This window comes from Rubripirellula reticaptiva (assembly GCF_007860175.1).
Taxonomy (GTDB): domain Bacteria; phylum Planctomycetota; class Planctomycetia; order Pirellulales; family Pirellulaceae; genus Rubripirellula; species Rubripirellula reticaptiva.
Genome location: NZ_SJPX01000004.1, coordinates 299,021 through 320,594 on the forward strand (window position 1 = coordinate 299,021; position 21,574 = coordinate 320,594).

Here is a 21,574-nt window from a genome sequence, read left to right on the forward strand (position 1 = left end):
GCCACTCGCTAACCCGTTTCATTGTCGACCAACTGAGTAAGGCCCGCACCAAGCCCGACGTGGGTCTCGAAGGCACTGCGAAGAGCCGCGTGACTGTTCGGTGGCTCAAGCTGTTTGCGTCTTTTGGTGAACAGGCCTTCGAAGTTCAGAGGCGCGTTCCTGCGCGGGAGTCGGATAGGGAAGTGTCCCACCAGGGGGCTCATCCAAGATCACAACCATGAAAAGGGATCGTCGCGGAACGCATCCGGATAAGCTTCGAAATGCTGGGCTGCGAACGATGCGGTTCCGTCATTGAAGAAACGTTCAAGATTGATCCTGGCCAAATCCGTCAACATCGCGTTTGAGCGCACTGTAACGGTTGGCAGTGTCGCGAATCTTGTTGAGTGCCATCACCAGCAGTCGCTTCCGCGGTTCCTCCCCATCGGGGGTCTGATATTGATCGCGTCGCTGTTGTCATCACAGAACGGACCGGCGGACCGCTAGGGACGACTATGCCGTTTCGATCAATTCTCTCTTGCGTTGAGTCAATGTTTCAATCTCCGATTCGACCTGTTTTAAACGACTGTCGCACTGACGAATTGCTGTGGTGACCTGAGAAATTGTCTTGGAGCATTCGGTTCTAGCTTTCTCAATTTTTGATTGCACGATCCAATCGGAAATCAGTCCATCAAAGAAGTAGTCTGCAAACTTCGAAAATCCATCAATCTGTAGTGAAATCTGCAGCCGTTGATCCGCGTCGGCGAGTTCTTCTTCAAATTGCAGTAGTTTCCGCTGTGCCGTTCTTGCTTGATTTTTGGCTGAGTCAATTTTTGAGTGCTTCGCCATCGTGGTAAGCATGCCGCCACCGAACAGATCAAGCGTGCCCCAGCTTGCCGCCGAGGCAAGTGTGGTTCGGATTTCCTCGATCGCTCGAAGCGCGGAGTGACCGGCGCCGTTGGCTTCGTCGAGTTCTTTTTGATCAGCGGTTAGATCAGCGATTTGCTGGGTGACCTCGAATAGCTTGTTGCCAACGTCGCTACCGTTCGCAGCAAGGTAATCAGCCTTTTCGGCAAGTGCGGCTTCGTACTCGGTATCAGCGTTCTTGATTCGCGAGAGCGCATCTTGCAATCGGTGCACACTCTCGTTGAGGGTTTCAACGGTATCGATGACTTGGTCGTGCTTGAGCTTTGCAGCGACAAGTTCCTGACGCTCCTTTTGAAGCTTCTGCTCTTTGCTGCCAAGCACTGCGTGAAAGAGTGCCGTCAGGCTGAGTCCTTCTAGGGCATCAACATCAGCCTGTTCTTTGGCAAGGATATTTTTGAGATTTGCTTGCTGTCTTTTCGCGTCGTCAAGCGCGTGTTGCGCTGCACGCAACTGCGAGTCCAGTTTACCCTTTCGGCGGTAGTTTGCTTTCGTAGTCGCAAGCCGCTGGTTGAGTTCGTTTAGCATTGGGGTCTCATTTCTTGGGAAATGGCCGTGGCTTTGCAATATAGCGGCAATCCAACTTTGTAGCCCTGCTCACCATCAAGCTAGGCTCGATCCGTTTGGCAGCGGGGCGCAGTTCGTTTAGAAGATCGGAACTTTTGTATGCCGCGATCGCGTCAAGCTTATCTGCTATCGATTTGCTACAGTCCTGAGGTGTCTGAGGACCTCTTTGCGGCCACGCTGGATTTGTTGGCTCATCAATTCGCGAGCTTGTTGGTGATCGCGTTTCTGAAACGCGTCGATCAGGTCGCGTTTACCTGATACGGTTGACGTCGCGACGTCGGATGTCAGTAGCTGAGGGTCGTCGCGCTGCGCGTCGAAAATCTGGCCGATGGCGCGATGTTCCCGCGACACTTTGGCGAGAAGTTGGTTTCGGGCTGCTTCAAACACTAGTTGGTGGAAGCGTTGTTCTGTATCTAGCCAAGCGTTCATTTGCGTTTTGGTTGCGTGTTGCTTTGGCCTCTTCGAAATTTGTGCGGCGATCTTTTCGGCCTCGCTCAAGATGGCATTCAGTTCATCAAGCTGGTGCTCTGTGATGTACCGAGCCGCTTCGCCAGCGGCGCAGCTCTCTAACGCATCTCGCAAAACATACAGGTCGTCGATGTCTTGTGGGTCGGTCTTGCGGACGAATGCGCCGCTGCCCGGAACATGGTCGATGAACCCTTCGCTGGCCAAGCGGTGAATCGCTTCACGAACCGGTATCACGCTCACACCGATCTCGCTGGCCAGCACGCGATTGACTAAACGCTTTCCCGGCGGTAGTTCGCCGCGCTTGAGCTTTTCGCGGATGTAATCGTACGATCGTTCGGCGAGTGTTTGTTCCATACTTTGTTGGCTAAAGGCTTGCGACGGAGCTTCGTCATTCGTATGTTATAACGCAGGATAACATGCGTTATTGTGGGCCGCCAGGCTGCCGTGGTTTGTCGTGCGTTAGTGGTCTACCCAAAAATCTACGTTTTCGGCGGCCGCATCTCCACATGTTCCGCAAGGCAGGCAGTTTGTCTGCCTGCAGCGCAGTCAGGTCATTCACGAACGGCGAGACGTTTAAGTGTTGAAATGGTAGTGGACGAGGCAACGAGTCCTGTGGCCCGAGACTTGTTGCCTCGTCCAGCTCCTAAAATATTCGCTGGCAATTCCAAGCCAGAAGTTCACAGGTTAGAAGCCTGTGCTGCAAGAATCTCAGGATCCTAACGAATGAAGTGCTTTTTTCTTCTCGCGGTCGCGGTCGCCTGCGTGGTTTGTTGCTGCACCAATGGCTTGGCTGATGAACCCGCTTTTTCGCAAACGGTTTTTCAGATGCGAGACATCCCGGTCGGTGTTCCTCGAGAAGGTCATGCGAAAGATGCGAAGGCGTACGGGTATCGAATTCCGTCGTTGTTGGTCACAAGCAAGGGAAGCATTCTCGCGTTCGCGGAACGGCGACTCGGTTTTCACGATCATGCTCAGAATGACATTGTTCTGAAACGCAGCACGGACAACGGCAATTCGTGGAGTGATGAGATCGTTGCGTATGAAAACGGCATGAATTCGATCAACGATCCGTTGACGGTGCAGCTTGACAGTGGCCGCATCTTATTGATGTTCGCGCGTTTTCCTTACGGTCGGCACGCTAGAAACGCAGGTTGGATCAAGCAGGCTGAACTTGGTTACGACGACCCGGCGGTGAACGTCCTGACTTTTCTTTGTCATAGTGATGATGACGGTTTGACGTGGAGCAAGCCCGTTGACATCAGCCGGCAAGTTAAGCCTTCGCAGTTTGTAAACGCGAACACTCCGGGAGCGATGGTCCAATTGTCGAAGGGACCGCATAAGGGGCGAGTGATTACGGGGCTTTGGGGAGCGTTGCCGCCAGCAAAGGATGGAAAGCTTTCGTGGCAAGTTGTCGCTGCTTATAGCGATGATAACGGAGAAACATGGAAGCGAACCGAGCCATTGGAAGATGAAAGTGGTGAGGGATTTCCAAACGAATGTCAGGTCGCTGAAGCCGCCAATGGCGATATCGTTTTGGTCAGTCGCAATCATGAGGGCGTGACGTTCCGCAAGAAAGCGATCAGTCATGATAGTGGCGAGACATGGGGACCGGTGAACATCGACCAAGGCTTGCCATCAGTAGCCTGTATGGGGGCGTTGATCAAAGGCCCTGTTAAAGATGGCGGCACATGGGATTTGTGGGCTTCGTTTCCATCGAACTCGGGTCGCGAAAACGGCCAGATTGTGGTTTCGAGGGATAACGGCCAGTCGTGGCAGATCGTGGAGATCATTTCGGGGCCCTTTGCCTATTCGACTCTGCAAGTCGCATCAGATCAAAAGAGTCTGCTTTGTTTTTACGAAGCGGCTAATCGGGAAGTGATTCTGGTTGCGATTCCATTCAGCGAGTTGCAATAACGCTTTCTCCCAGCCTGCACGACAACAACACGAACCGAACCTACTTGCAAATCTAGGGCTCTGATGACGACTACGAATTTAAGCGGTCTAGTAGCCGCAACCTACACACCGCTCAATGACGAGGGTGATTTGAACCTTCGTGCGATCCCGTCGATGGTTGATCACTTGCTCGCGCAAGGCATCGAAGGCTTGTATGTTTGTGGTAGTACGGGCGAAGGAATGTCGCTCACCAGCGATGAGCGTCGAGCGGTGGCGGAAGCTTACGTGCAAGCGACCGCGAAACGCATTCCCGTGATTGTGCAAGTTGGACACAACAGTGTGCGCGAAGCAAGTCAGCTTGCTAAGCATGCTCAGGCTATTGGCGCAGATGTCATCTCGGCAACCTGTCCGTCCTATTTCAAAGTGTCGGACGTTGCGACATTGGTGCAGACGATGGGGGAAGTTGCCAGTGGCGCACCCGAGTTGCCTTTCTATTACTACCACATTCCCTCGTTAACCGGTTCGGCAATTGATATGGGCGAATTCCTTTTGCAAGCCGGCGATCGAATCCCGAATCTGGTGGGTTTGAAATACACCGACACCAAGCTATTCGATTTCCAGCATTGCTTGGAATTGCAAGATGGACGTTTTGATGTGGTTTGGGGATGTGATGAAATGTTGTTAGGAGCACTGGCGACAGGCGCGCGTGCTGGCATCGGCAGTACGTACAACATCGCAGCACCATTGTACCGCCGAATCATCGATGCATTTGCGACGAGCAATGTGGAGGAAGCGAGACGATGGCAATCAAAATCAATCGAGCTAATTCGGACGATTGGGAAGTTTCCGTTTCATCCGGCGATGAAGGCAATTCTGGAGATGCGTGGTTTGAAAGTGGGGGGATGTCGATTGCCTCAAGGACGATTGTCAAAGGCGGATGCCGCGTCCTTGCGGAATGAGTTGGAAGTAATCGGGTTCGACGTAGAGCAGGCTGGCGGCCTGGCACCTGCGGAATGACCATAACTTGAAGGCCGGCAACCCGCATTGTGAAAGAAAACATGAATCAAATCCTGCGTGTCCTCATTCTTGTCGCTGCAACTGTGTTTTCTTCGTTCGCAACTGCTCAGGAACTGCTGTCCTGGAACGAATTGCCGCCGGTGCCGGATGAACTTGGGCTCGCTGGTCCGTTTGTTGGTGTTCACAATGACGCGATGATCGTCGCGGGCGGCGCAAATTTCCCTCAGCCCGTCTGGGACAACGACAAAGTTTGGCACGATCACGTTTTCGTGATGAAGCGAAGTGTTGATGGCTTCACGTGGAAAGACGGTGGCAGACTTGACCGTGCGGTTGCGTACGGGACAACGGTCTCGACCGAGGACGGAGTGGTTTGCATCGGCGGGAACGACTCGGCCGAAACCTTCGACGACGTATTCATGCTTAGCTGGGATGCCGAGTCCGATCAGATCGCTACGGTTGTATTTCCTGCGCTGCCAAAGCCATGTGCTTTTTCTGCTGCGACCATGATCGGCGATGTGATCTATGTGGCGGGTGGACAAAGCGGCCAATCGCTGGAAACAGCGATGACGAATTTCTGGTCGCTTGATCTGTCGAAACGTTCTAGCCCGGGCGATTTCGTTTGGAAAGAGTTACCCGCGTTGCCGGGACCTTCTCGGGCCTTGAACCTGACCGTCAGCCAGCACAATGGCTATAACGACTGCGTGTACGTCATCAGTGGAAGGCGGCAAGACGGTCCGGCGGAGGAAGAATCAAGCTTCGATTTTTTGCGAGACGTCTGGGAATACAATCCGCAGACAAGTCAGTGGCGACAACGAAGCGACGCTCCGCGATGCGTGATGGCGGGCACGAGTATTAAGTACGGCCAAAGTCATGTGTTTGTACTTGGCGGCGCGACCGAGAAACTGTTCTTCCAGGGTGACGGACTGAAGGACGATCATCCCGGTTTTGTTAAAGAATCACTCGCCTATCACACCATTACCGACACGTGGGTTACCGCTGGATCGATGCCCGCCAACCATGTCACGACAACCGCAATGCAGTGGGGCAACGACATCGTCGTTGCGACCGGCGAAATCCGACCGCGTGTCCGCAGTCCAAACGTGTATCGCGTTTCAGTCAATCGAACGGAACGTCATTTTGGAAGGTTTAACTATGTCGTGTTGATTGGTTACCTGCTGTCGATGGTTGGCGTTGGCGTATATTTTGCAAGAAAAAACAAAAACACCGACGACTTTTTTCGTGGTGGAGGTCACGTCCCATGGTGGGCGGCAGGATGCAGCATCTTCGCGACGATGCTCAGTTCGCTGACATTTACTGGGCTTCCGTCTAAAGCATATGCACAGGATTGGGTGTACTCGATCGGCAACTTCACGATTCCGCTGGTTGCCATCGTCGCCGTGTATATCGCGATGCCGTTTTTTCGCCGTATCGACGCGACCAGCGCGTATGAATATCTAGAGAAGCGATTTAGTCGTTCCGTTCGACTGTTTGGAAGTGCGAGTTTTACGTTGTTTCATTTGTTTCGCATGGCTGTTGTCATGTCGTTAACCAGTTTGGCACTGGCCGTCGCCACGCCGCTGACGCCGGCTCAATCCGTTTTGCTGATGGGCGTGTTGAGCATTTTGTATTGCACGATGGGCGGTGTCGAAGCAGTGATCTGGACCGACACAATTCAAACAGTCGTCCTGCTTGGCGGAGCACTCATTGCGATCATATTGTTGGTCATCGGGACCGACGGTGGTGCCAGCGGGTTTCTGTCCGCAGCCAACGCTTCGGATAAAATTCAAATTGTGAATCTTCACCTGAGTCCGACCAGTGCTCGGATCGCACTATGGGTGATCGTCGTCGGTGCGATCGGTCAGAATCTTTCGTCGTACACGGCCGATCAGGCAGTTGTGCAACGCTACATGACAACGGCTGATGAAAAACTCGCTGCGCGTTCGATCTGGACGAATGCGGTGCTGACGATTCCGGCAACGTTGCTGTTTTTCGGAATCGGCACCGCTTTGTATGCGTTCTATCGGTCGCATCCGGAACGGCTTGACCCAACGATCACAACCGACCAAGTATTTCCATATTTTATTGCCCATGAAATGCCGATCGGGTTGGCGGGATTGATAGTTGCTAGTGTCTTTGCCGCTGCGCAGTCGACGGTTTCGACCAGCATGAATTCCACAGCAACGGCATTGGTGACCGACTTTCTGCGCCCCTACAACGTTTGCAAAACCGATGGTGGATATTTGAACGCGGCTCGCGGCTTGACACTATTGATGGGCTTAGTTGGGACGCTGCTTGGGTTGGTCTTTGTCAATCCGGAAATCAAATCACTGTTCGATACGTTTCTGGTCGTGATCGGTTTGTTCATGGGAGTGCTGGGCGGGCTATTTGTTTTGGGCGGCACCACGACACGCGCTAATTCTACCGGTGCCCTGTTCGGCGCTTTGGTTGGCGCGGCCGTGATGTTCAGTCTGTGGAAGTTCACGGCTATCAACGGATACTTGTACACGTCGTGTGGAATCACTTCGTGTTTCGTCGTTGGCTATCTGGTAAGTCTCGTCACGCCGAAACCAACTGGCGACTTAACAGGGCTAACCATTCACACGCTACAAAAAATGTAGCACAGGTTGCTGTGCCTGCACTGCGAGAACGATTGCTTCGATGAATGATGCACGCCGAGACGAATTGATTGCGATTTATCGTGATGGGCTGCTGCGTGACACGCTGCCGTTTTGGATCAAGCACTGCGTGGATCGCCAGTACGGAGGCTTCATGATGTCGCTGGACCGTGACGGAACTGTGCTCGACACTGATAAAGGCGTCTGGCAACAAGGCCGATTCACTTGGTTGCTGGGCGAATTGTACAACAACGTCGAGCCACGTGACGAATGGCTGGAACTAGCGAAACACGGCGCTCGGTTTCTCGACGAACATTGCTTCGATCCGACCGACGGACGCATGTGGTTTCACGTCACTCGAGAAGGGCAACCGATCCGGAAACGCCGCTACGCATTCTCCGAGAGTTTCGCTGCAATCGCCTATGGAGAACTCTTCAAGGCAACCGGCGACGAACAATACGCTGATAAAGCAAAACGCACGTTCCAGCGCTTCATCGATCACAACCTCAATCCGCAAGGTGTCGAGCCAAAGTTGACATCGATCAGGCCGACTCGAGGGATCGGTTTCCCGATGATCACGATCGCGACGGCTCAAGAGCTTCGTCAGTCCATCGGCTTACTCGATGCCAATGAATGGATCGACCGCAGCCTCGACGATATTCGCCGCTTCCACATCAAAGTCGACCTTCAGTGCGTGATGGAGACGGTCAGTCCAACCGGCGAAATTATCGACCACTTCGACGGTCGCACGCTCAATCCCGGTCACGCGATCGAAGGTGCATGGTTCATCATGCATGAAGGCAAACTTCGCAGGGACGCTAGCCTGATTCAAACCGGCTGTCAGATGCTCGATTGGATGTGGCAGCGAGGTTGGGACGAAGAGTGCGGCGGAGTTCTTTATTTTGTTGATTTGAACGGATTGCCCGTCCAGGAGTATTGGCATGATATGAAATTCTGGTGGCCCCAAAACGAAACGATTGTCGCCACACTGTTGGCCTATGAACTGACCGGCGACAAGAAATACGCGGACTGGCACAGGCTCGTCCATGACTGGGCCTACGCACATTTTCCTTACAAAGAGTTTGGTGAGTGGTTCGGCTATCTTCACCGCGACGGCCGCATCAGTTCTCGATTGAAGGGCAACCTTTGGAAAGGGCCGTTTCACATGCCCCGCATGCAGCTAACTTGTTGGCAGTTGCTGGCAGCTACGTCGAAGTAGAGACCGCGTGCCGTCCTATTCGAGCCAATGTTGCGGTTCAATCGCTTCACATCGCCGTGCAAATATTCTGCAAGCCTCGTATGCATTGGTTGCAGCACATGAATGTCAGGGAGCGATTGGAAAAGTGGCATTGCTAACACCAAGGTTTCCGCAGCCGATTGAAACGCTGACCGTGACGACCTCGGGCGGGAGCATGGAGTTCAGCATGTCGCGTTGCTTGTCAGCGATTGAGTAAGGCACCAGTCGGCACGGCTCATAAAATCCTGCGAATACTGCATCTTTAACTCGGCGATGCTCGAACGACCTGGGCTGACGACGAAGTACCTGGTTGGCTACTGATGAACAAACAGTCGGTTCCCTGAGCGACTGAGTCGGGTCTTCAGGGCGTTACTGGTGACTGAAATCGGAAGCGGATCGGAGGCCACGATGATCCGTAGACTCTTGACTTTGCCCAACGTCATTTATTTCTGTCCTGCCAGAACTTTGACAATGACGCGGCGGTAGGCGTAGAGATTGGGATCTCCATCGTCATGAAGTTCCAGAACTAAATGAATGTTTTTTCCGGCTGCATCTGCGGGGATCGCTACTCTGGCCGTGGCTTCGGAGTGATTTTTAATCTTCACTTCGCCGCTGTACGAACTTGGTTCCTTGTAGAACGACCATGCGTACGTCAGCAAGTCTTGGTCGGGGTCGCTGGATCCGACGGCGCTTAGATTAACTGTCGAACCAGCGGCTGCTGTGACCTGCAAAACTCGTCGCGAAGTGTCACCGTTGACCACCGCAACCGGATGATGGTTGGCGTCGGAGTATTTGCCGGTGATGCTCCAATCCATGCGTGCCGCGAAGTCGTTGTCGTAGGCAGTGCTCCAGCGTTTGATAGCCTCGCTGCCTTCCGAAGTGTTGCCATACATGTCGTAAGGATCGTACAGCCTCTCTTCTTCCTTCACGGCTCGCATACTTTTGATGCTAGTCTTTTTCGTTAGGTCAAATCGTCCACCCCAGCCACCCTGATCAATTTTATCGGGATCGTTCAGGCCATTCGGATAGACGTGCATGAAGGCTGGCGTGTCACCCTCGGTCGCCCATTTCCTGTTTGGGTAAACGGCACCGAGCGGTCCATGACTTTGAATGTGTTCCTTCAGATATTCGTCGGAAGGCGCCCAGCCATAAACACCGGTTGCGCGGATATACACAACCTCGGGGAAGTTCTTGGCGATCCAGGCGCCGGCATCGTCCTGCCCAAGGATGTCGAACACTCGCAGTTTGCTGAGAAACCTGGACAATTCTTCTTTGGATCGCGTTGCTCTAACTTTCCAAATCGCCTGCGCGACATTGTTCGTTCCGCCCCAGCCTCCAACCCAAACCGGGCGAGGATCGTCTTTGTCGACCGAGGCAATGATCAGCTCCGACCCGGGGGTGTCTTTTCCGTCGCCAACGTCGCTCATGCCATAGCCTTCTTGGCCCATGATCGAGATGGACTTCAAGTACTCGGCCGATGGAAACCCTGCGGCATGTACTTTCAGGTTATCAACACACTCGGCATACGCGTCGACTAGCTTGTCGAGCATCCCGGTGTCGGTCTGATTCTTCTTCCAGCAACCGGTCGAGACGATCAAGCCTTCGATATCGAACTCGTTCGCGCAGACCAACAGACGGACCATCGATTGCTCGTCATCGGGATCGGCACCGAGGTCGGTGGTCGTGATGATGCGTGGCTTGTCGCCGTTGCTATCGGGCTTTGGCTTGTCTTCCTGGGCGACAGCAATGCTGGTCACCATCGTGATCAACAGGACAGCGTAGAGGCGTTGATTGTGCATTCGTTTGTTTTCTCGTTAACGTTTCGTTTCAGTGATGGAAGGGGTTTTGCATCGCAACATGCGTTTTGCGAAGTCGCCGAGAAAATCTTCTCGCCAGCGACTCACAGTTTTTGCACCATGGTGCTCGCGTTCGGCGAACTGAGGAGCAGGATCATCGGTCCACCAGTGCGAAAGGGTTGGTGACGGATGCAGTGCGATGTCGGCTGCAGGAGCGACGGACTTGATTCCGCCAGTCTTACCATCGAGCGCGACGACATTGCTGCGGATTGAGAACGGATAGGTTTTTGCGGCTTTGGGGCAGAAGCGAAATTTCACCGTGCCGTTGTCCGAAACGTGGCCGGGAATCACTTGATTCTCAACCATCAGCTGCGTTTCGGGCTTCTCCGGCCTGTTGCTGCCCAGGGGCAACACCAGTTCCAGAACGCCAAACACTTCCATCTTATCATCCGGCGTAGTGAGGCGGTCAAATCGCGAATAGGGCCTCGTCCAAGCGCGAACGAACTGACCGCCCCATCCGGGCTGTGACGGGTCTTCGGGCTTCCCGCTCAGTAGCCAGCCCACCGAAGGCGTATCGCCCATTTTGATGGAGTTCATTTTCGAGTTGAAGAAATCGCCAAGGGCTCCGTGGCCGGCAATATGTTGCCTCACGAATTCCTTATTGCCCCAATTGCCCGATTGATCGCCACCCGTGAACCAACCGCGATAGGTTGAATTCGCTTCGATGATCCAGAGATCGGAATGATGGTCGGCGATGTACTGGTAAGCATTCGGTCCCCACTTCTTGTTGGGGCCGCCGATGTAATAGACCCGCAGCTTCGGCAGGATATCCGGCGCATCGTGCAATGCCTGAGCAAGATCCTCAATGCCACCCCAGACAAGCACGTGCAGCGGTCTCGGATCATCTCGCCGCGCACATTCGACTAGCCACCGCGAACCTTCCGTGGATGCTCGCACGCCGATATGGGGAGCGATTTCGGTTTCGCCCTGCTTTGTGATCGCTCGCAATGCATCTGGCGTTGGATATTGATGCGAATACGTTTTTAGATTTGTATAGTCTCTGTCGTAGCAATCGAGTACGTCCAGAATGTCCTGCTTGCGGCCTGGTCCAAACGGCGACGAAATCAGTCCTTCGATATCCAACACGTCAGAGTAAACAAGCAGATGCACCATCGATTGAAAATCATCGGGATCGGTGCCGCCAATGTCAGTTGAAACAACGACTCGGTAGCGCTTGCCAGCCAATGCGCCGTCAGCTGCGCGACTTGCTTCCTGCGCCAACCCATCCGTTGCAGCGGCGAAGATGAACAAGAACACTGCAAGTCTTGTGACCACGTTGAATTGATCCAACATTAAAGTTCCAATCAGTTGAGTGGCAGCCAGACGGACATCTCGGACGCGCCGCGATTCGACCAGGTGAAGTAAGGAACCAGAGTTGCAGGGATCGGAGTCGAATCAGGTCGTTTGAATTCGCGGTAAAGTTTGTCCGGCCAGTCGCCAGTTCCCAGGAATGCGAACTCGCCTTCAAGAACAGTGACACCTTGCAGCAAGTCCGCGTCAAATCGAGACTGCAAATTTACGTCAGCAGGAATTCGCACTTCTGCCAGCGATGTGCCTTTGGGCAGATCAATAGACTCCAGGCAATACACGATCGGACCGCGTTTGACCGCAAGGTGATTGCGAGTTTCCTCAACCAAAGGATGCGACTCGATCAGTTGCACTGGCATCGGTAGATTTAGCTCGATCACGGTTCCCGGTTTCCAGGTTCGTTCAAGCGAAGCGTATGTGCCCGGTGTTAGTTCCGTTGCGACAGATTCTCCGTCGACTTTAAGAGTCGCCGACTTCGCCCAACCAGGAATCCGTAGCTTAAGTTCCATTGGCTGTGCAGGACACTCGACGACCGTGATTTGTACTTTGCCATTCCACGGATACTCAGTGCGTTGTTCCAGCAGAACTCGGCTTCCACTGCGCAACTTGGTATCGAGCGTATTGCTACTGTACAGATTGACCCAGATTGCATTGTCGGACTTTGCGTAGGCGTAACCGCTGACCTGCGCGATCGTGCGAGCCACATTGGGCGGACAACAGAACGACGTTACGAATGGCACTCGCATCCGAGACCAACGCAGATCCACGGGAGCGGCTTCTGATACTCGCAGCGGGTTGGTGTAGAAAAAACCCGTCCCGTTCAGGCTCACCCCCGAAAGCACCGAGTTGTAAAGCGCGAGTTCCATCACATCGATATACTTTGCCTCGCCGCTGGCAAGGAACATTCTCCAGTTCCAGAGCACGTTGCCGATATTCGCACACGTTTCATTGTGAGCAGTCGTATTGGGAAGCTGGTAGTTGCGTCCGAAGGCTTGGTGGACTCGCGTGATTGAACCCTGATCTTTTGAGCCGTCCGGCGAGGCTCCATCGTATAAAGCACCGCAACCGCCGGTGATGTAGAGCTTTTTTTCGACCAGGTTATTCCAGATCGCGGTCAGTGGTTTCAGCAGTTTTTTGTCGCCGGTTTCGGCGTACAGGTCAGCGATTCCCGCGTACAGATACGTCGCACGGACCGCGTGACCAACCGCCTCATTCTGCCGCATAAATGGCAGCCGGTCCTGGTTGTCATCGCCGCCATCGACAATTTGGTCTCGCATCTGAATCAAACGCTCCGCGAGATTTAGATAGCGAGTTTCGCCTGTCGTTCGATACAGATCCAGCAAGCCCATGTAATGAGAAGGGCAGATCGCGTGCCCCGCCTGTTCGGGAGTCGGATTGCGATAAGCGTTATCAAGAAAGTTGGCTGCCTTGCGAGCGATATTCAGCAGGCTGTCCTTGCCGGTCAAATCATGATGCACACAAGCGACCGTCATCAGATGGCCCATGTTATACATCTCAAAGTTAAATCGGTCGCCGAAGGGTTTAACGGTCGTGTCACCATTGCGGTTGGCAATCAACACTGGAGTGTGGAGATAACCATCCGCGCGCTGTGCCTTCCCAATAATCTCGACGATTTCATCGAGGCGTTGATCCCATTCAGGGTCTGGTTCGGTGGCTTGCAGTGCGCAGACCGCTTCCATCCATTTATAGAAGTCGCCATCGTTGAACGGTGCGCCGTGGTAGGTGCCATCCGACAAACCGGCGGCGATGCGGAAATGTTCCAGGTACGGCTTGTACTTAGTCCCTCGCATGATTTCCCACATCGCCGGGACGGTTTTGTCGCGGCAGGTGGCCAGCCGTTGCCTCCAGAAACCGTCCGCCCACTTGACCTCGGCCAAGCGAAGGGGGACGACCACGCGATGAGGGCTTACTTGAACGGACTGCGCAGATGCTTGCTCTGTGACGCAGCACGCGATCGCGAAGAGAATCAGTTGTGTGTAGTTCATGGGCATGGTTTGTCGTTCTTCGCAAGCTGGAAGCTAACGCCGCCGAAGAATCAGTTTTCTTTGATGTTGCAGACAACGCGTTGATAGCCGACGAGTTGCGGCGTGCCGTTGTCAGTAACTTCAAGAATGATGTGCATCTGCTTGCCTGGTTCGTCGGGCACAACGAAACTGGCCGCGTTCGCAGAATCATTTCCGGCAATCGTGACGGTCGCTTCTGCTGAACCTGCTTCGCTGTACTGCCACCAGCGGAACGTCAGTTTGTCTCCGTCGGGATCAGCCGCTGTGGCGGATAGCTGCACCGTTTCGCCGGGTTTTACATCTCGTGTGAGCTGCCCTGTCACCGTGGCGACCGGGGCGTGGTTGGCTTCTTCGAATTCCTTCACGCACCAGTCGGCTCGAGCGGCGAAGTCGTTCTGCAGCGCGCCGATCCAGCGCCATTGTGGCTTGAGATACGCAGTCAGTTCGGCGTCGTTCGGGATTTCCTTCTTCAATCGTAGCCGACCCCACGCGGAACTCGTGTACCAGCGACCGTCGGGATATTCATAGTCGGGCTCAAGCACCGGGTCCAACCACGTGTTCTCGCGAACCTTCACGAAACGCCCGCCCCAACCACCCCAGTCCGGCGATTCATCGCTGCGCAGGCCGTTTGGAATATTATAGATGAAGGCCGGCGAATCACCTTCGGATCGGAAATCGCCTGAGACGAATCCTTTTTCGTCCTTCGCATGAGCCTTGTACAAAGAACACAGCGGGCCGTGGTTTCGCAGAATATTGGCCTTCATCCACGAACCAACCAGATATGACTGTTCATCCGCCGGGATATACTTCTTCCAGTGGTAGAACAGAGCGATGAACTGATCGGAGATGATCGTCGGGATGTTGTACTTGCCCCAGTGCGGACGGATGTAAGTTTGATAAGTCTCGTCCTGTTCCCAGATGAAATAGAAGCGAATCTTCTTCGCGACTTCGGCCATCTTGTCCGCATGCTGCTGTTCGATATTCTTTAACGCTCGCGCGATCGTGTTCGTTCCGCCCCAGGCCTGAATCCAGACGGGACGCTCGTCCGATTCGTCCAGCAATACTTCAACAATCCGCTGCGACCCTGCTGTGATCTCGTCCATTTCGCCTTCCGACTTCACGTTTCCAAGCAACGTTCGAGACTGAAGAAATTCAGGAGTCGGATAGCGCGAGTCGTGCTTGACGAGGTTCGGATAGACTTTGGCATACGCTGCCAAATAGGGCTGTGCCCAGTCGTCTCCGGCCCAGTTGTGCCCGTGAGCGTGATACTGCGAACTGGATGTGATGATTCCTTCGATGTCGAATTCGTTCGCATACAGCAGGAAGCGAACCATCGAGCATTCGTCGTCGATTTCGCCATCGCTGGTGACAATCACGCGTGGCTTGTCGGCGGCCTTCAGCGTACTTTGCTGGCCGATTGCGGTTGCGGCGAACAGCATCAGCAGAAGCAGCAGTCGAAAGCTCAGACTGTGATGCGGACTACTTTCCATGAGAGCTCTCCAACGAATTGATGTTGTTTTCCCGCTTGGTGTAGTCGATGAATTCAGTCGGATCAGTGCCGTTAAGATATTCTTCGACGTTCGTGTATCCGTCGCCATCTTTGTCTGATGAATTGTCATCTGCCGCATTCGCATTCAGACCGAATTTCTTCTCCCAGTCGTCGGGCATGCCATCACCGTCTGAATCCAGAGGCGCTTCCGCTGATTGCAGTTCCGGCCAGCCGCCGACATCATCCTGAGTCGTGATGATGCCGTTATTACCGTGAGTTGCGGTGCCGTTGCGGACTTCTTCGGTGATGCGCGCATCGATCGAATCACGCTTCGGTAACGAGCAACCTGCATGCTCAAGGACGCTCAGGTAAGCATCCTTCGCGGATTGCTGATGAATGGGCATTGCCTCCCACGCTGCGGGCAAACTGTGGAAGGTCTTACCTTTCACGCCCAACCAGTTGTCAGTGGTGACTTCGGGAAAACCATCGACGTAGTTTTCGGCCACGTGCCAACCGCCGAAATCATCATCGCCTCGGGACGACGGACTTGCGATGCAGTCTTTAACGTCGGTTCGCGTGGCGGGACCAGGTTTGTAGTAGTTGGCGATCATGTTGATTGCGGAGAACTCGATGGGTGGTGTTCGCCGATCGCCCTTCTGGTGGGCTTCGCCACCGTAGCTGCTTTGATAACCCCAGTTGTACAACACGTTGTTTCGGTAATCGTTGAACCCACAGCCCGATGCCCAGCGAGGATTGCGACTGTCATTATGAGCAAGCAGATTGTGATGATATGTGCTGTAATGGTTTCCCCAGATGCCGCCAAAACGATGCGACCCGTCTGCCTTGGCGCAGGCTTCGGTGATCATGCACCACTGGATCGTGACATTTTCATTGTGGTACAGCGAGAACACCTCATCGCTGCTCCAACTGGCGGATACATGATCCACAATGATGTTTTTTCGGTACCGACCGCCGAGTGCGTCGCCTTCGTGATCCGTTCTGACACGGACATAGCGAATGACGACATCGTTGGCGTCGATGGCGAGATTGCCTTTAATCGTGATTCCATCTCCGGGAGCGGTTTGGCCGGCAATCGTGATGAAGTCATTCTTGATTTTCACGTCGCCGTCGATTGTCCCCGACACGTTGAAGACGACAATTCGTGCCCCCTTGGCATCACACGCCGCTTGCAGGCTGCCTGGCCCTTTGGCGTCCAGATTCGTCACGGCAATCACCTGACCGCCTCGACCACCAGGCGTCATCGAACCGTATCCTTCCGCGCCCGGAAACGCAGCGACACTGGCAGGTTTGGCTTCGTCGCCAGTGGCGTTGGAAAGCAGACCCATCGGTCCGCCAAGTGTTAGTAAGGCGATTAAGGTCGTCTTAAATTTCATGACTTTTCCTTTGTGCGGTGTATCACTTGACTTCAGGAAATCGCGCCTTGGTGTAGGCGTGGCCGTGGCGCGATCCGAGTCTGCCAAGAGATTATTCGTGAATACACCGCAAGTCTCCCTGCCATCGCAGCAATACTCGCGTTATTCTAAGATTCATGAAGCGATTCGATACCAAACGCCCTGAGTTCTCGCCCTACGGTTTCGCCTGCGAATCGTGGACGCCGACCCGCATGTCGCGTCCAGACCGGCACAATGAGATCGAATTGAACCTGCTCACGGCTGGTTCTCTGACCTACCTGCTGGGTGGCCAGCGGACCACGATCGAGGCCGGAAGGCTCGGCGTTTTCTGGGCAGCGATTCCACATCAGATCGTTGAGATTGAAGGGGATGCACCTTATTTCGTCGTGACGCTGCCGTTGAGTGAGTTTCTGCGAGCCGGACTCGATTTGAGTTTCGTGAATCGCATCCTGCAAGGTGAGCTCTTGGTCGATTTCATTCAGTACAAATGGGACGAAATGGCCTTTCAGCGATGGGAGCAGGACCTCAAGGCCGACGACCGAGTGCTAGAGCGTGCCGCTCGCTTGGAAGTGCAGGCTCGAATGTTGCGATTTGCGCACGGGATGACCGACGGGGCAGTCACGACTTCGATGGCCGCATTGACTCGAGCTGATCAAATTGCCTGTTACATCGCGAGGAACTACCAGCAACCACTAACCTCTCAGTCGATCGCTGAAGCAACAGACGTTCATGCCAACTACGCGATGACTTTGTTCCGAAAAACGTTCGGTACCACGATGACGGCATTCATTATTCAGCACCGCATCTCCCACGCTCAACGACTGCTGGTCACAACGGACGACGCGATCTTAAACGTCGCACTGGACTCGGGCTTCCAAAGTCTCAGCCGGTTCAACGAAGCGTTCAAAGCGGGCTGTGGCTGCGCCCCTCGAGAATTCCGCAAATCGCATCGTCCAACGACAGCAAGTCAATCGTCATCGTGACGATCTGATTATCTGACGCCAACGAAAAACGGGACCGCCGCCCAATCTGACGATGATCTCGACATATATTCCGAGTATGGCCATATTCGCGTTTCCATCCGAAAGCTGCCCAAGGCGGACTCGAACCAAGCTTATACACGAGGCGAGGATAGTGGACAGTGAAACCCCGCAAGTCATTGGTTGAAAACCAATGACGAATTCATGCCCCAAATTGCACAAACTGATTGAACTTTTTGAGACCAGCGATTCACACCAAAAAGCCCACGAAAAAAACTGCCGATCGCATTCGATCGGCGGCTTTTGTTTATGAGGTGGAGGATCGAGGACACCAGTAGAACTTTTTGCAGCCGGAATTCGAGCCTGGGATCTCACTGAAACCGCGATTCTCGCGTCAATTTTCACTCGTAGGGGATAAACGCGTGGCGTTTGTATCGTCCGTCGTGTTTAGCGAGTCTGACTCGAAACAGTAAATCGATCCAATTCAAATATTCATTCCTGTCGACAACCGGAACGGCGCATGGAGTTGGCAACGTATTGATTCAATCGTCGGACTCACGCATTCGATCGATGGCCACTGCAACCAGGATCACGCCGCCTTTGACGACTTGTTGCCAAAAAGGCGAAACGTTTAACAGGACCAATCCGCTGTTTAAGACTCCGATGATTAGACACCCGATGACGGTTCCTAGGATTGTCCCGCGGCCGCCGGAAAGCGATGTCCCTCCAATGACGACTGCGGCGATGCTGTCCAGTTCATATCCAGCTCCCGCATTGGGTTGGGCTGAGTCCAGTCGCGAGGTCATGATCAGTCCGGCAACGGCGGACAATGCACCGGCGAGTGTGTACACGATGACTTTGATGCGATTCACGTTCAGCCCGGACAATCTGGTGGTCTGTTCGTTGCCTCCGACAGCATAGATGTACCGTCCTACTCGCGTCTTCTTCGTGAGCAAGACAAAAACGCCGACAAGACCTCCAGCTATCCATACAGGCGTCGGCACTCCCAGCACCGATTGAGTTCCAAGGATCGCGAATCCATCGCCCAAGCCGGTGATGGGAAATCCCTTCGTCCAAAGCATCGTCATTCCGCGAGCGATACTGAGCATGCCCAGCGTCGCAACGAACGGTGGAATCTTCAGCCGGGTGATTAACTGTCCGTTGATCCAGCCAAGTGATAAACCCACGATCAATCCGGCGACGATCGCACCCCAGGTCGTGAATTGCAGTTCCACTCCCAGCCAGGGCAGCGGAATTGACGATTTGATCAGCCCCGCCGTGATCGCACCGGAAAACGCCAGCACCGATCCCACGGACAGGTCGATACCACCGGACAGGATTACCATGGTCATGCCAATCGACAGGCAGACATTGACGGAGATCTGCCGCATGATGTTCAAGCCGTTTGCCTGAGTCAAAAAGCGATCCGACAACAGACTCATTGCCACGATCATCAAGACCAGGACGAGCAGCGACTGAAAGCGGCTTGCTTGTTGCCAGAGTTGTTCTTTGTCACGCATGATCGATTATTGCCAGGTTGTATGATTTGATTCGACAGGCTCGTTCCCGGTTGCTGCTCCAGGTACTGCGGCTCGCATCAATACCTCTTCATTTGCCGCGGATCTCTCGAATTCGCCGGTCTTGCGGCCTTCGCACATCACCATGATCCGATCAGCGATGCCCAATAGTTCCGGCAACTCTGAAGAAACAACGACGATCGCTATTCCCTGTTGCTTTAACCGATCGATCAACCCATAGATTTCTCGTTTCGCGCTCACGTCGATGCCGCGCGTGGGCTCATCCAGCATCAAGACGCCTGGCTTCCTGGAAAGGACTTTCGACAGAACAACCTTCTGCTGATTGCCACCGCTCAGGGCGCGCACGGGCTGCGTGACGTTGGGTGTGCGAATCGAGAATTGCTCGACGAACGACTGGGCGTGATCTCGTTCGCGCCGTCCGCTCAGCAATCCGGCGGTCTCCATATCCGCAAGATTCGACAGACTGATGTTCTGTTCCACGCTCATCCCCAAGATCAATCCTTGGTGCTTGCGGTCTTCTGGAACGAGCCCCAAGCCACTCTGCAATGCCTGTTCCGGCGATGTGAACCTGCTGTTCACGCTGTCGATCGCAATGTTTCCTGTCATGCGTCTCGGATGCAGGCCAAAGATCGATTCCAGCAACTCCGTGCGTCCAGCACCCATTAATCCGAAAATGCCGAACACTTCGCCGCCGCGTACAGAAAACGATACGCCGTCAACCAGCGGACGCCGCGCGTGTTTGCGTGCCAGCGTCAGCGATTCGACGCGCAGACGCTCGGGTTGATCGGGCAAAGCGGGCGAATGAATGTAGAGATCATCCAGTTTTCGTCCGACCATCAGGCGAACGATCGAATGCCGATCGGCACAGGCGGTCTCCACTGTCTCCACAAGTTGACCATCGCGCAGGACAGTAATCCGGTCGCTGATATTCAGCAGTTCCTCCAGCTTGTGGGACACGTAAACGATGGAAACACCAGCATCCCGCAGCGACCGGATCAGACGGAACAACGATTCGACTTCCTGATCGCTGATCGCCGACGTCGGCTCGTCCATGAAGATCACGCGTGCGCTAGAATTGATCGCCTTGGCAATCTCGACGACCTGTTGCTGCCCGACTCGCAACCGATGAACTTCCGTACGAGGATCGATGGTATCATCCAGATCGGTCAGTAATCTACGACACTGCTCGTTCTGGTCCCGCGAGCGAATGAGTCCGATCCTTGAGACAAGTTCGCGACCAAGGAAAATGTTTTCCGCAACCGAGAGGTGCGGAACAAGATTCAATTCCTGATGCACTAACGCGATACCGCGGTCTGACGCTTCGCGCGGATTGGCGAATTGAACGGGTTTTCCTTCCAGCCGAATGACACCTTCATCGGCGCGATTCGCTCCCGCCAGAATATGCATCAGCGTGGATTTTCCAGCGCCGTTTTCTCCGATCAGACCGTGGACTTCTCCAGCTCGAACGTCAAAATCGACCTGGTTGAGCGCTAACACGCCGGGATAACGCTTGACGATTCCCTCACCCGCCAACACAACGTGGCTCTTTGCCGCCGACTGGATCATGGAGTTGCTCTAGTAGCGGTATCTTTGCCAAAACCAGCTTTGGCGTCTTCGTTGCCACGAGTCTGAAGTTGAATCGGAATCATGCACAACGGATCAATGTCTGATTTGCCGCTAATCTTTGCACAGCCGACGAAATCGACGACCACGCCTTCTTTCAGGAATGCGCGATTCGCTGCAATCACCTCCTGTTCGGCGCGGCGATTCAGCTCCGACGAGACGGCATTGAAATCCTGTGAGTTGGCGAAGTCACTGGCCTTCACACCGATCGCTTCACGAACCGTGTTGTCGACAACGACTCCCAGTTCGAGACAGATTCGGCGTGGACTATCCGTTACTGTGAGGACGACGCGGTCCTTCTCTACTGTCTCGACGGTGCCCTGCCCACGAATGCAAAAATACCATGCCCCACCAAGTCCAGCCTGTCGACCATACTGGCTTCTCGCTCCAGTTGTGTCGGCGTCAAAGGCATTCCAGAGTTGAACGACGTCTGTGCCAGCGTCGCCCGTTCTCAGTGGTCCGTCCCAAAACTCGCGAACGTAAGCGGCTGGATCAGCAGGACCTGATTGACGAAGTGTCGCAGCCCGTTCGCTAGCTTCAGTCCTACCTCCATCCAATGGTCGGATATGAAAGAGTGGAAAGAACCAGCAGGCAATCCCACCAACAATCAGCAATGAACCACATGTAATCAACCTCGAGCGCGACAC

15 protein-coding genes are annotated in these 21,574 nt (G+C 54.1%); 5 read left to right on the forward strand and 10 right to left on the reverse strand.

Annotation, left to right across the window (positions count from 1 at the left end):
• Positions 1-489 precede the first annotated feature (489 nt).
• Both Poly59_RS18035 and Poly59_RS18040 read right to left on the reverse strand, forming a co-directional pair.
• The gene (locus tag Poly59_RS18035; protein ID WP_146535520.1) at positions 490-1,428 is read right to left on the reverse strand and encodes a hypothetical protein; all 939 of its coding nucleotides are present in this window, start codon (positions 1,426-1,428) and stop codon (positions 490-492) included.
• Positions 1,429-1,593: 165 nt separating this feature from the next.
• Positions 1,594-2,289 carry a GntR family transcriptional regulator gene (locus Poly59_RS18040; RefSeq protein WP_146535521.1) on the reverse strand — a complete coding sequence of 232 codons (696 nt, stop codon included), beginning with the start codon at positions 2,287-2,289 and terminating at the stop codon, positions 1,594-1,596.
• 369 nt (positions 2,290-2,658) lie between these two features.
• Here Poly59_RS18040 and Poly59_RS18045 point away from each other — a divergent pair, with 369 nt between their 5' ends.
• The 4 genes from Poly59_RS18045 to Poly59_RS18060 all read left to right on the forward strand — a co-directional run bounded on the left by Poly59_RS18045 (position 2,659) and on the right by Poly59_RS18060 (position 8,679).
• Positions 2,659-3,849 (forward strand): sialidase family protein, encoded by a 1,191-nt coding sequence (locus tag Poly59_RS18045; RefSeq protein WP_146535522.1) that lies wholly within the window; start codon positions 2,659-2,661, stop codon positions 3,847-3,849.
• Positions 3,850-3,912: 63 nt separating this feature from the next.
• Positions 3,913-4,845: a dihydrodipicolinate synthase family protein gene (locus Poly59_RS18050; RefSeq protein WP_146535523.1), complete on the forward strand. Its 933-nt coding sequence runs from the start codon at positions 3,913-3,915 to the stop codon at positions 4,843-4,845.
• A gap of 41 nt (positions 4,846-4,886) precedes the next feature.
• Positions 4,887-7,463 (forward strand): sodium:solute symporter family transporter, encoded by a 2,577-nt coding sequence (locus tag Poly59_RS18055; protein ID WP_146535524.1) that lies wholly within the window; start codon positions 4,887-4,889, stop codon positions 7,461-7,463.
• A gap of 40 nt (positions 7,464-7,503) precedes the next feature.
• Positions 7,504-8,679, forward strand: a complete 1,176-nt coding sequence (locus Poly59_RS18060) for an AGE family epimerase/isomerase (protein WP_146535525.1) — start codon at positions 7,504-7,506, stop codon at positions 8,677-8,679.
• A 461-nt stretch (positions 8,680-9,140) separates the two neighbouring features.
• Here Poly59_RS18060 and Poly59_RS18065 read toward each other — a convergent pair whose 3' ends face one another.
• Genes Poly59_RS18065 through Poly59_RS18085 form a run of 5 tightly spaced genes read right to left on the reverse strand, consistent with a single transcriptional unit; the run spans position 9,141 to position 16,768 of the window.
• Positions 9,141-10,496, reverse strand: coding sequence for a nucleoside hydrolase-like domain-containing protein (locus Poly59_RS18065; RefSeq protein ID WP_146535526.1), 1,356 nt, complete (start codon positions 10,494-10,496; stop codon positions 9,141-9,143).
• 15 nt (positions 10,497-10,511) lie between these two features.
• On the reverse strand, positions 10,512-11,846 hold the full coding sequence (locus Poly59_RS18070) for a DUF1593 domain-containing protein (protein ID WP_146535527.1): 1,335 nt from the start codon (positions 11,844-11,846) through the stop codon (positions 10,512-10,514).
• Between the two features lie 11 nt (positions 11,847-11,857).
• Positions 11,858-13,873, reverse strand: a complete 2,016-nt coding sequence (locus Poly59_RS18075) for an aceric acid hydrolase (RefSeq protein WP_146535528.1) — start codon at positions 13,871-13,873, stop codon at positions 11,858-11,860.
• Between the two features lie 44 nt (positions 13,874-13,917).
• A complete protein-coding gene (locus tag Poly59_RS18080; protein ID WP_246151752.1) occupies positions 13,918-15,375 on the reverse strand; it encodes a DUF1593 domain-containing protein in 1,458 nt (485 codons plus the stop codon).
• Positions 15,365-16,768, reverse strand: coding sequence for a pectate lyase family protein (locus Poly59_RS18085; RefSeq protein ID WP_186776363.1), 1,404 nt, complete (start codon positions 16,766-16,768; stop codon positions 15,365-15,367). Before Poly59_RS18085 ends, Poly59_RS18080 begins: the two co-directional genes overlap by 11 nt.
• A 155-nt stretch (positions 16,769-16,923) precedes the next feature.
• On the opposite strand from Poly59_RS18085, the gene Poly59_RS18090 reads away from it, so the two are divergent.
• A complete protein-coding gene (locus Poly59_RS18090; RefSeq protein ID WP_146535529.1) occupies positions 16,924-17,769 on the forward strand; it encodes a helix-turn-helix domain-containing protein in 846 nt (281 codons plus the stop codon).
• A gap of 539 nt (positions 17,770-18,308) precedes the next feature.
• On the opposite strand, the gene Poly59_RS18095 is transcribed toward Poly59_RS18090, so the two are convergent.
• Genes Poly59_RS18095 through Poly59_RS18105 form a run of 3 tightly spaced genes read right to left on the reverse strand, consistent with a single transcriptional unit; the run spans position 18,309 to position 21,574 of the window.
• Entirely contained in the window at positions 18,309-19,286 is a 978-nt protein-coding gene (locus tag Poly59_RS18095) for an ABC transporter permease (RefSeq protein ID WP_146535530.1), read from the reverse strand.
• Between the two features lie 6 nt (positions 19,287-19,292).
• Positions 19,293-20,870: a sugar ABC transporter ATP-binding protein gene (locus Poly59_RS18100; protein WP_146535531.1), complete on the reverse strand. Its 1,578-nt coding sequence runs from the start codon at positions 20,868-20,870 to the stop codon at positions 19,293-19,295.
• On the reverse strand, positions 20,867-21,574 hold the full coding sequence (locus Poly59_RS18105; RefSeq protein WP_390621494.1) for a DUF2291 family protein: 708 nt from the start codon (positions 21,572-21,574) through the stop codon (positions 20,867-20,869). Before Poly59_RS18105 ends, Poly59_RS18100 begins: the two co-directional genes overlap by 4 nt.

Coding starts and splice junctions, on each gene's coding strand:
- Poly59_RS18075 (WP_146535528.1), bottom strand. CDS start 13,873: ATGCCCATGAACTACACACAACTGATTCTCTTCGCGATCGCGTGCTGC.
- Poly59_RS18095 (WP_146535530.1), bottom strand. CDS start 19,286: ATGCGTGACAAAGAACAACTCTGGCAACAAGCAAGCCGCTTTCAGTCG.
- Poly59_RS18050 (WP_146535523.1), top strand. CDS start 3,913: ATGACGACTACGAATTTAAGCGGTCTAGTAGCCGCAACCTACACACCG.
- Poly59_RS18070 (WP_146535527.1), bottom strand. CDS start 11,846: ATGTTGGATCAATTCAACGTGGTCACAAGACTTGCAGTGTTCTTGTTC.
- Poly59_RS18085 (WP_186776363.1), bottom strand. CDS start 16,768: ATGAAATTTAAGACGACCTTAATCGCCTTACTAACACTTGGCGGACCG.
- Poly59_RS18100 (WP_146535531.1), bottom strand. CDS start 20,870: ATGATCCAGTCGGCGGCAAAGAGCCACGTTGTGTTGGCGGGTGAGGGA.
- Poly59_RS18035 (WP_146535520.1), bottom strand. CDS start 1,428: ATGCTAAACGAACTCAACCAGCGGCTTGCGACTACGAAAGCAAACTAC.
- Poly59_RS18080 (WP_246151752.1), bottom strand. CDS start 15,375: ATGGAAAGTAGTCCGCATCACAGTCTGAGCTTTCGACTGCTGCTTCTG.
- Poly59_RS18065 (WP_146535526.1), bottom strand. CDS start 10,496: ATGCACAATCAACGCCTCTACGCTGTCCTGTTGATCACGATGGTGACC.
- Poly59_RS18060 (WP_146535525.1), top strand. CDS start 7,504: ATGAATGATGCACGCCGAGACGAATTGATTGCGATTTATCGTGATGGG.
- Poly59_RS18045 (WP_146535522.1), top strand. CDS start 2,659: ATGAAGTGCTTTTTTCTTCTCGCGGTCGCGGTCGCCTGCGTGGTTTGT.
- Poly59_RS18090 (WP_146535529.1), top strand. CDS start 16,924: ATGAAGCGATTCGATACCAAACGCCCTGAGTTCTCGCCCTACGGTTTC.
- Poly59_RS18055 (WP_146535524.1), top strand. CDS start 4,887: ATGAATCAAATCCTGCGTGTCCTCATTCTTGTCGCTGCAACTGTGTTT.
- Poly59_RS18040 (WP_146535521.1), bottom strand. CDS start 2,289: ATGGAACAAACACTCGCCGAACGATCGTACGATTACATCCGCGAAAAG.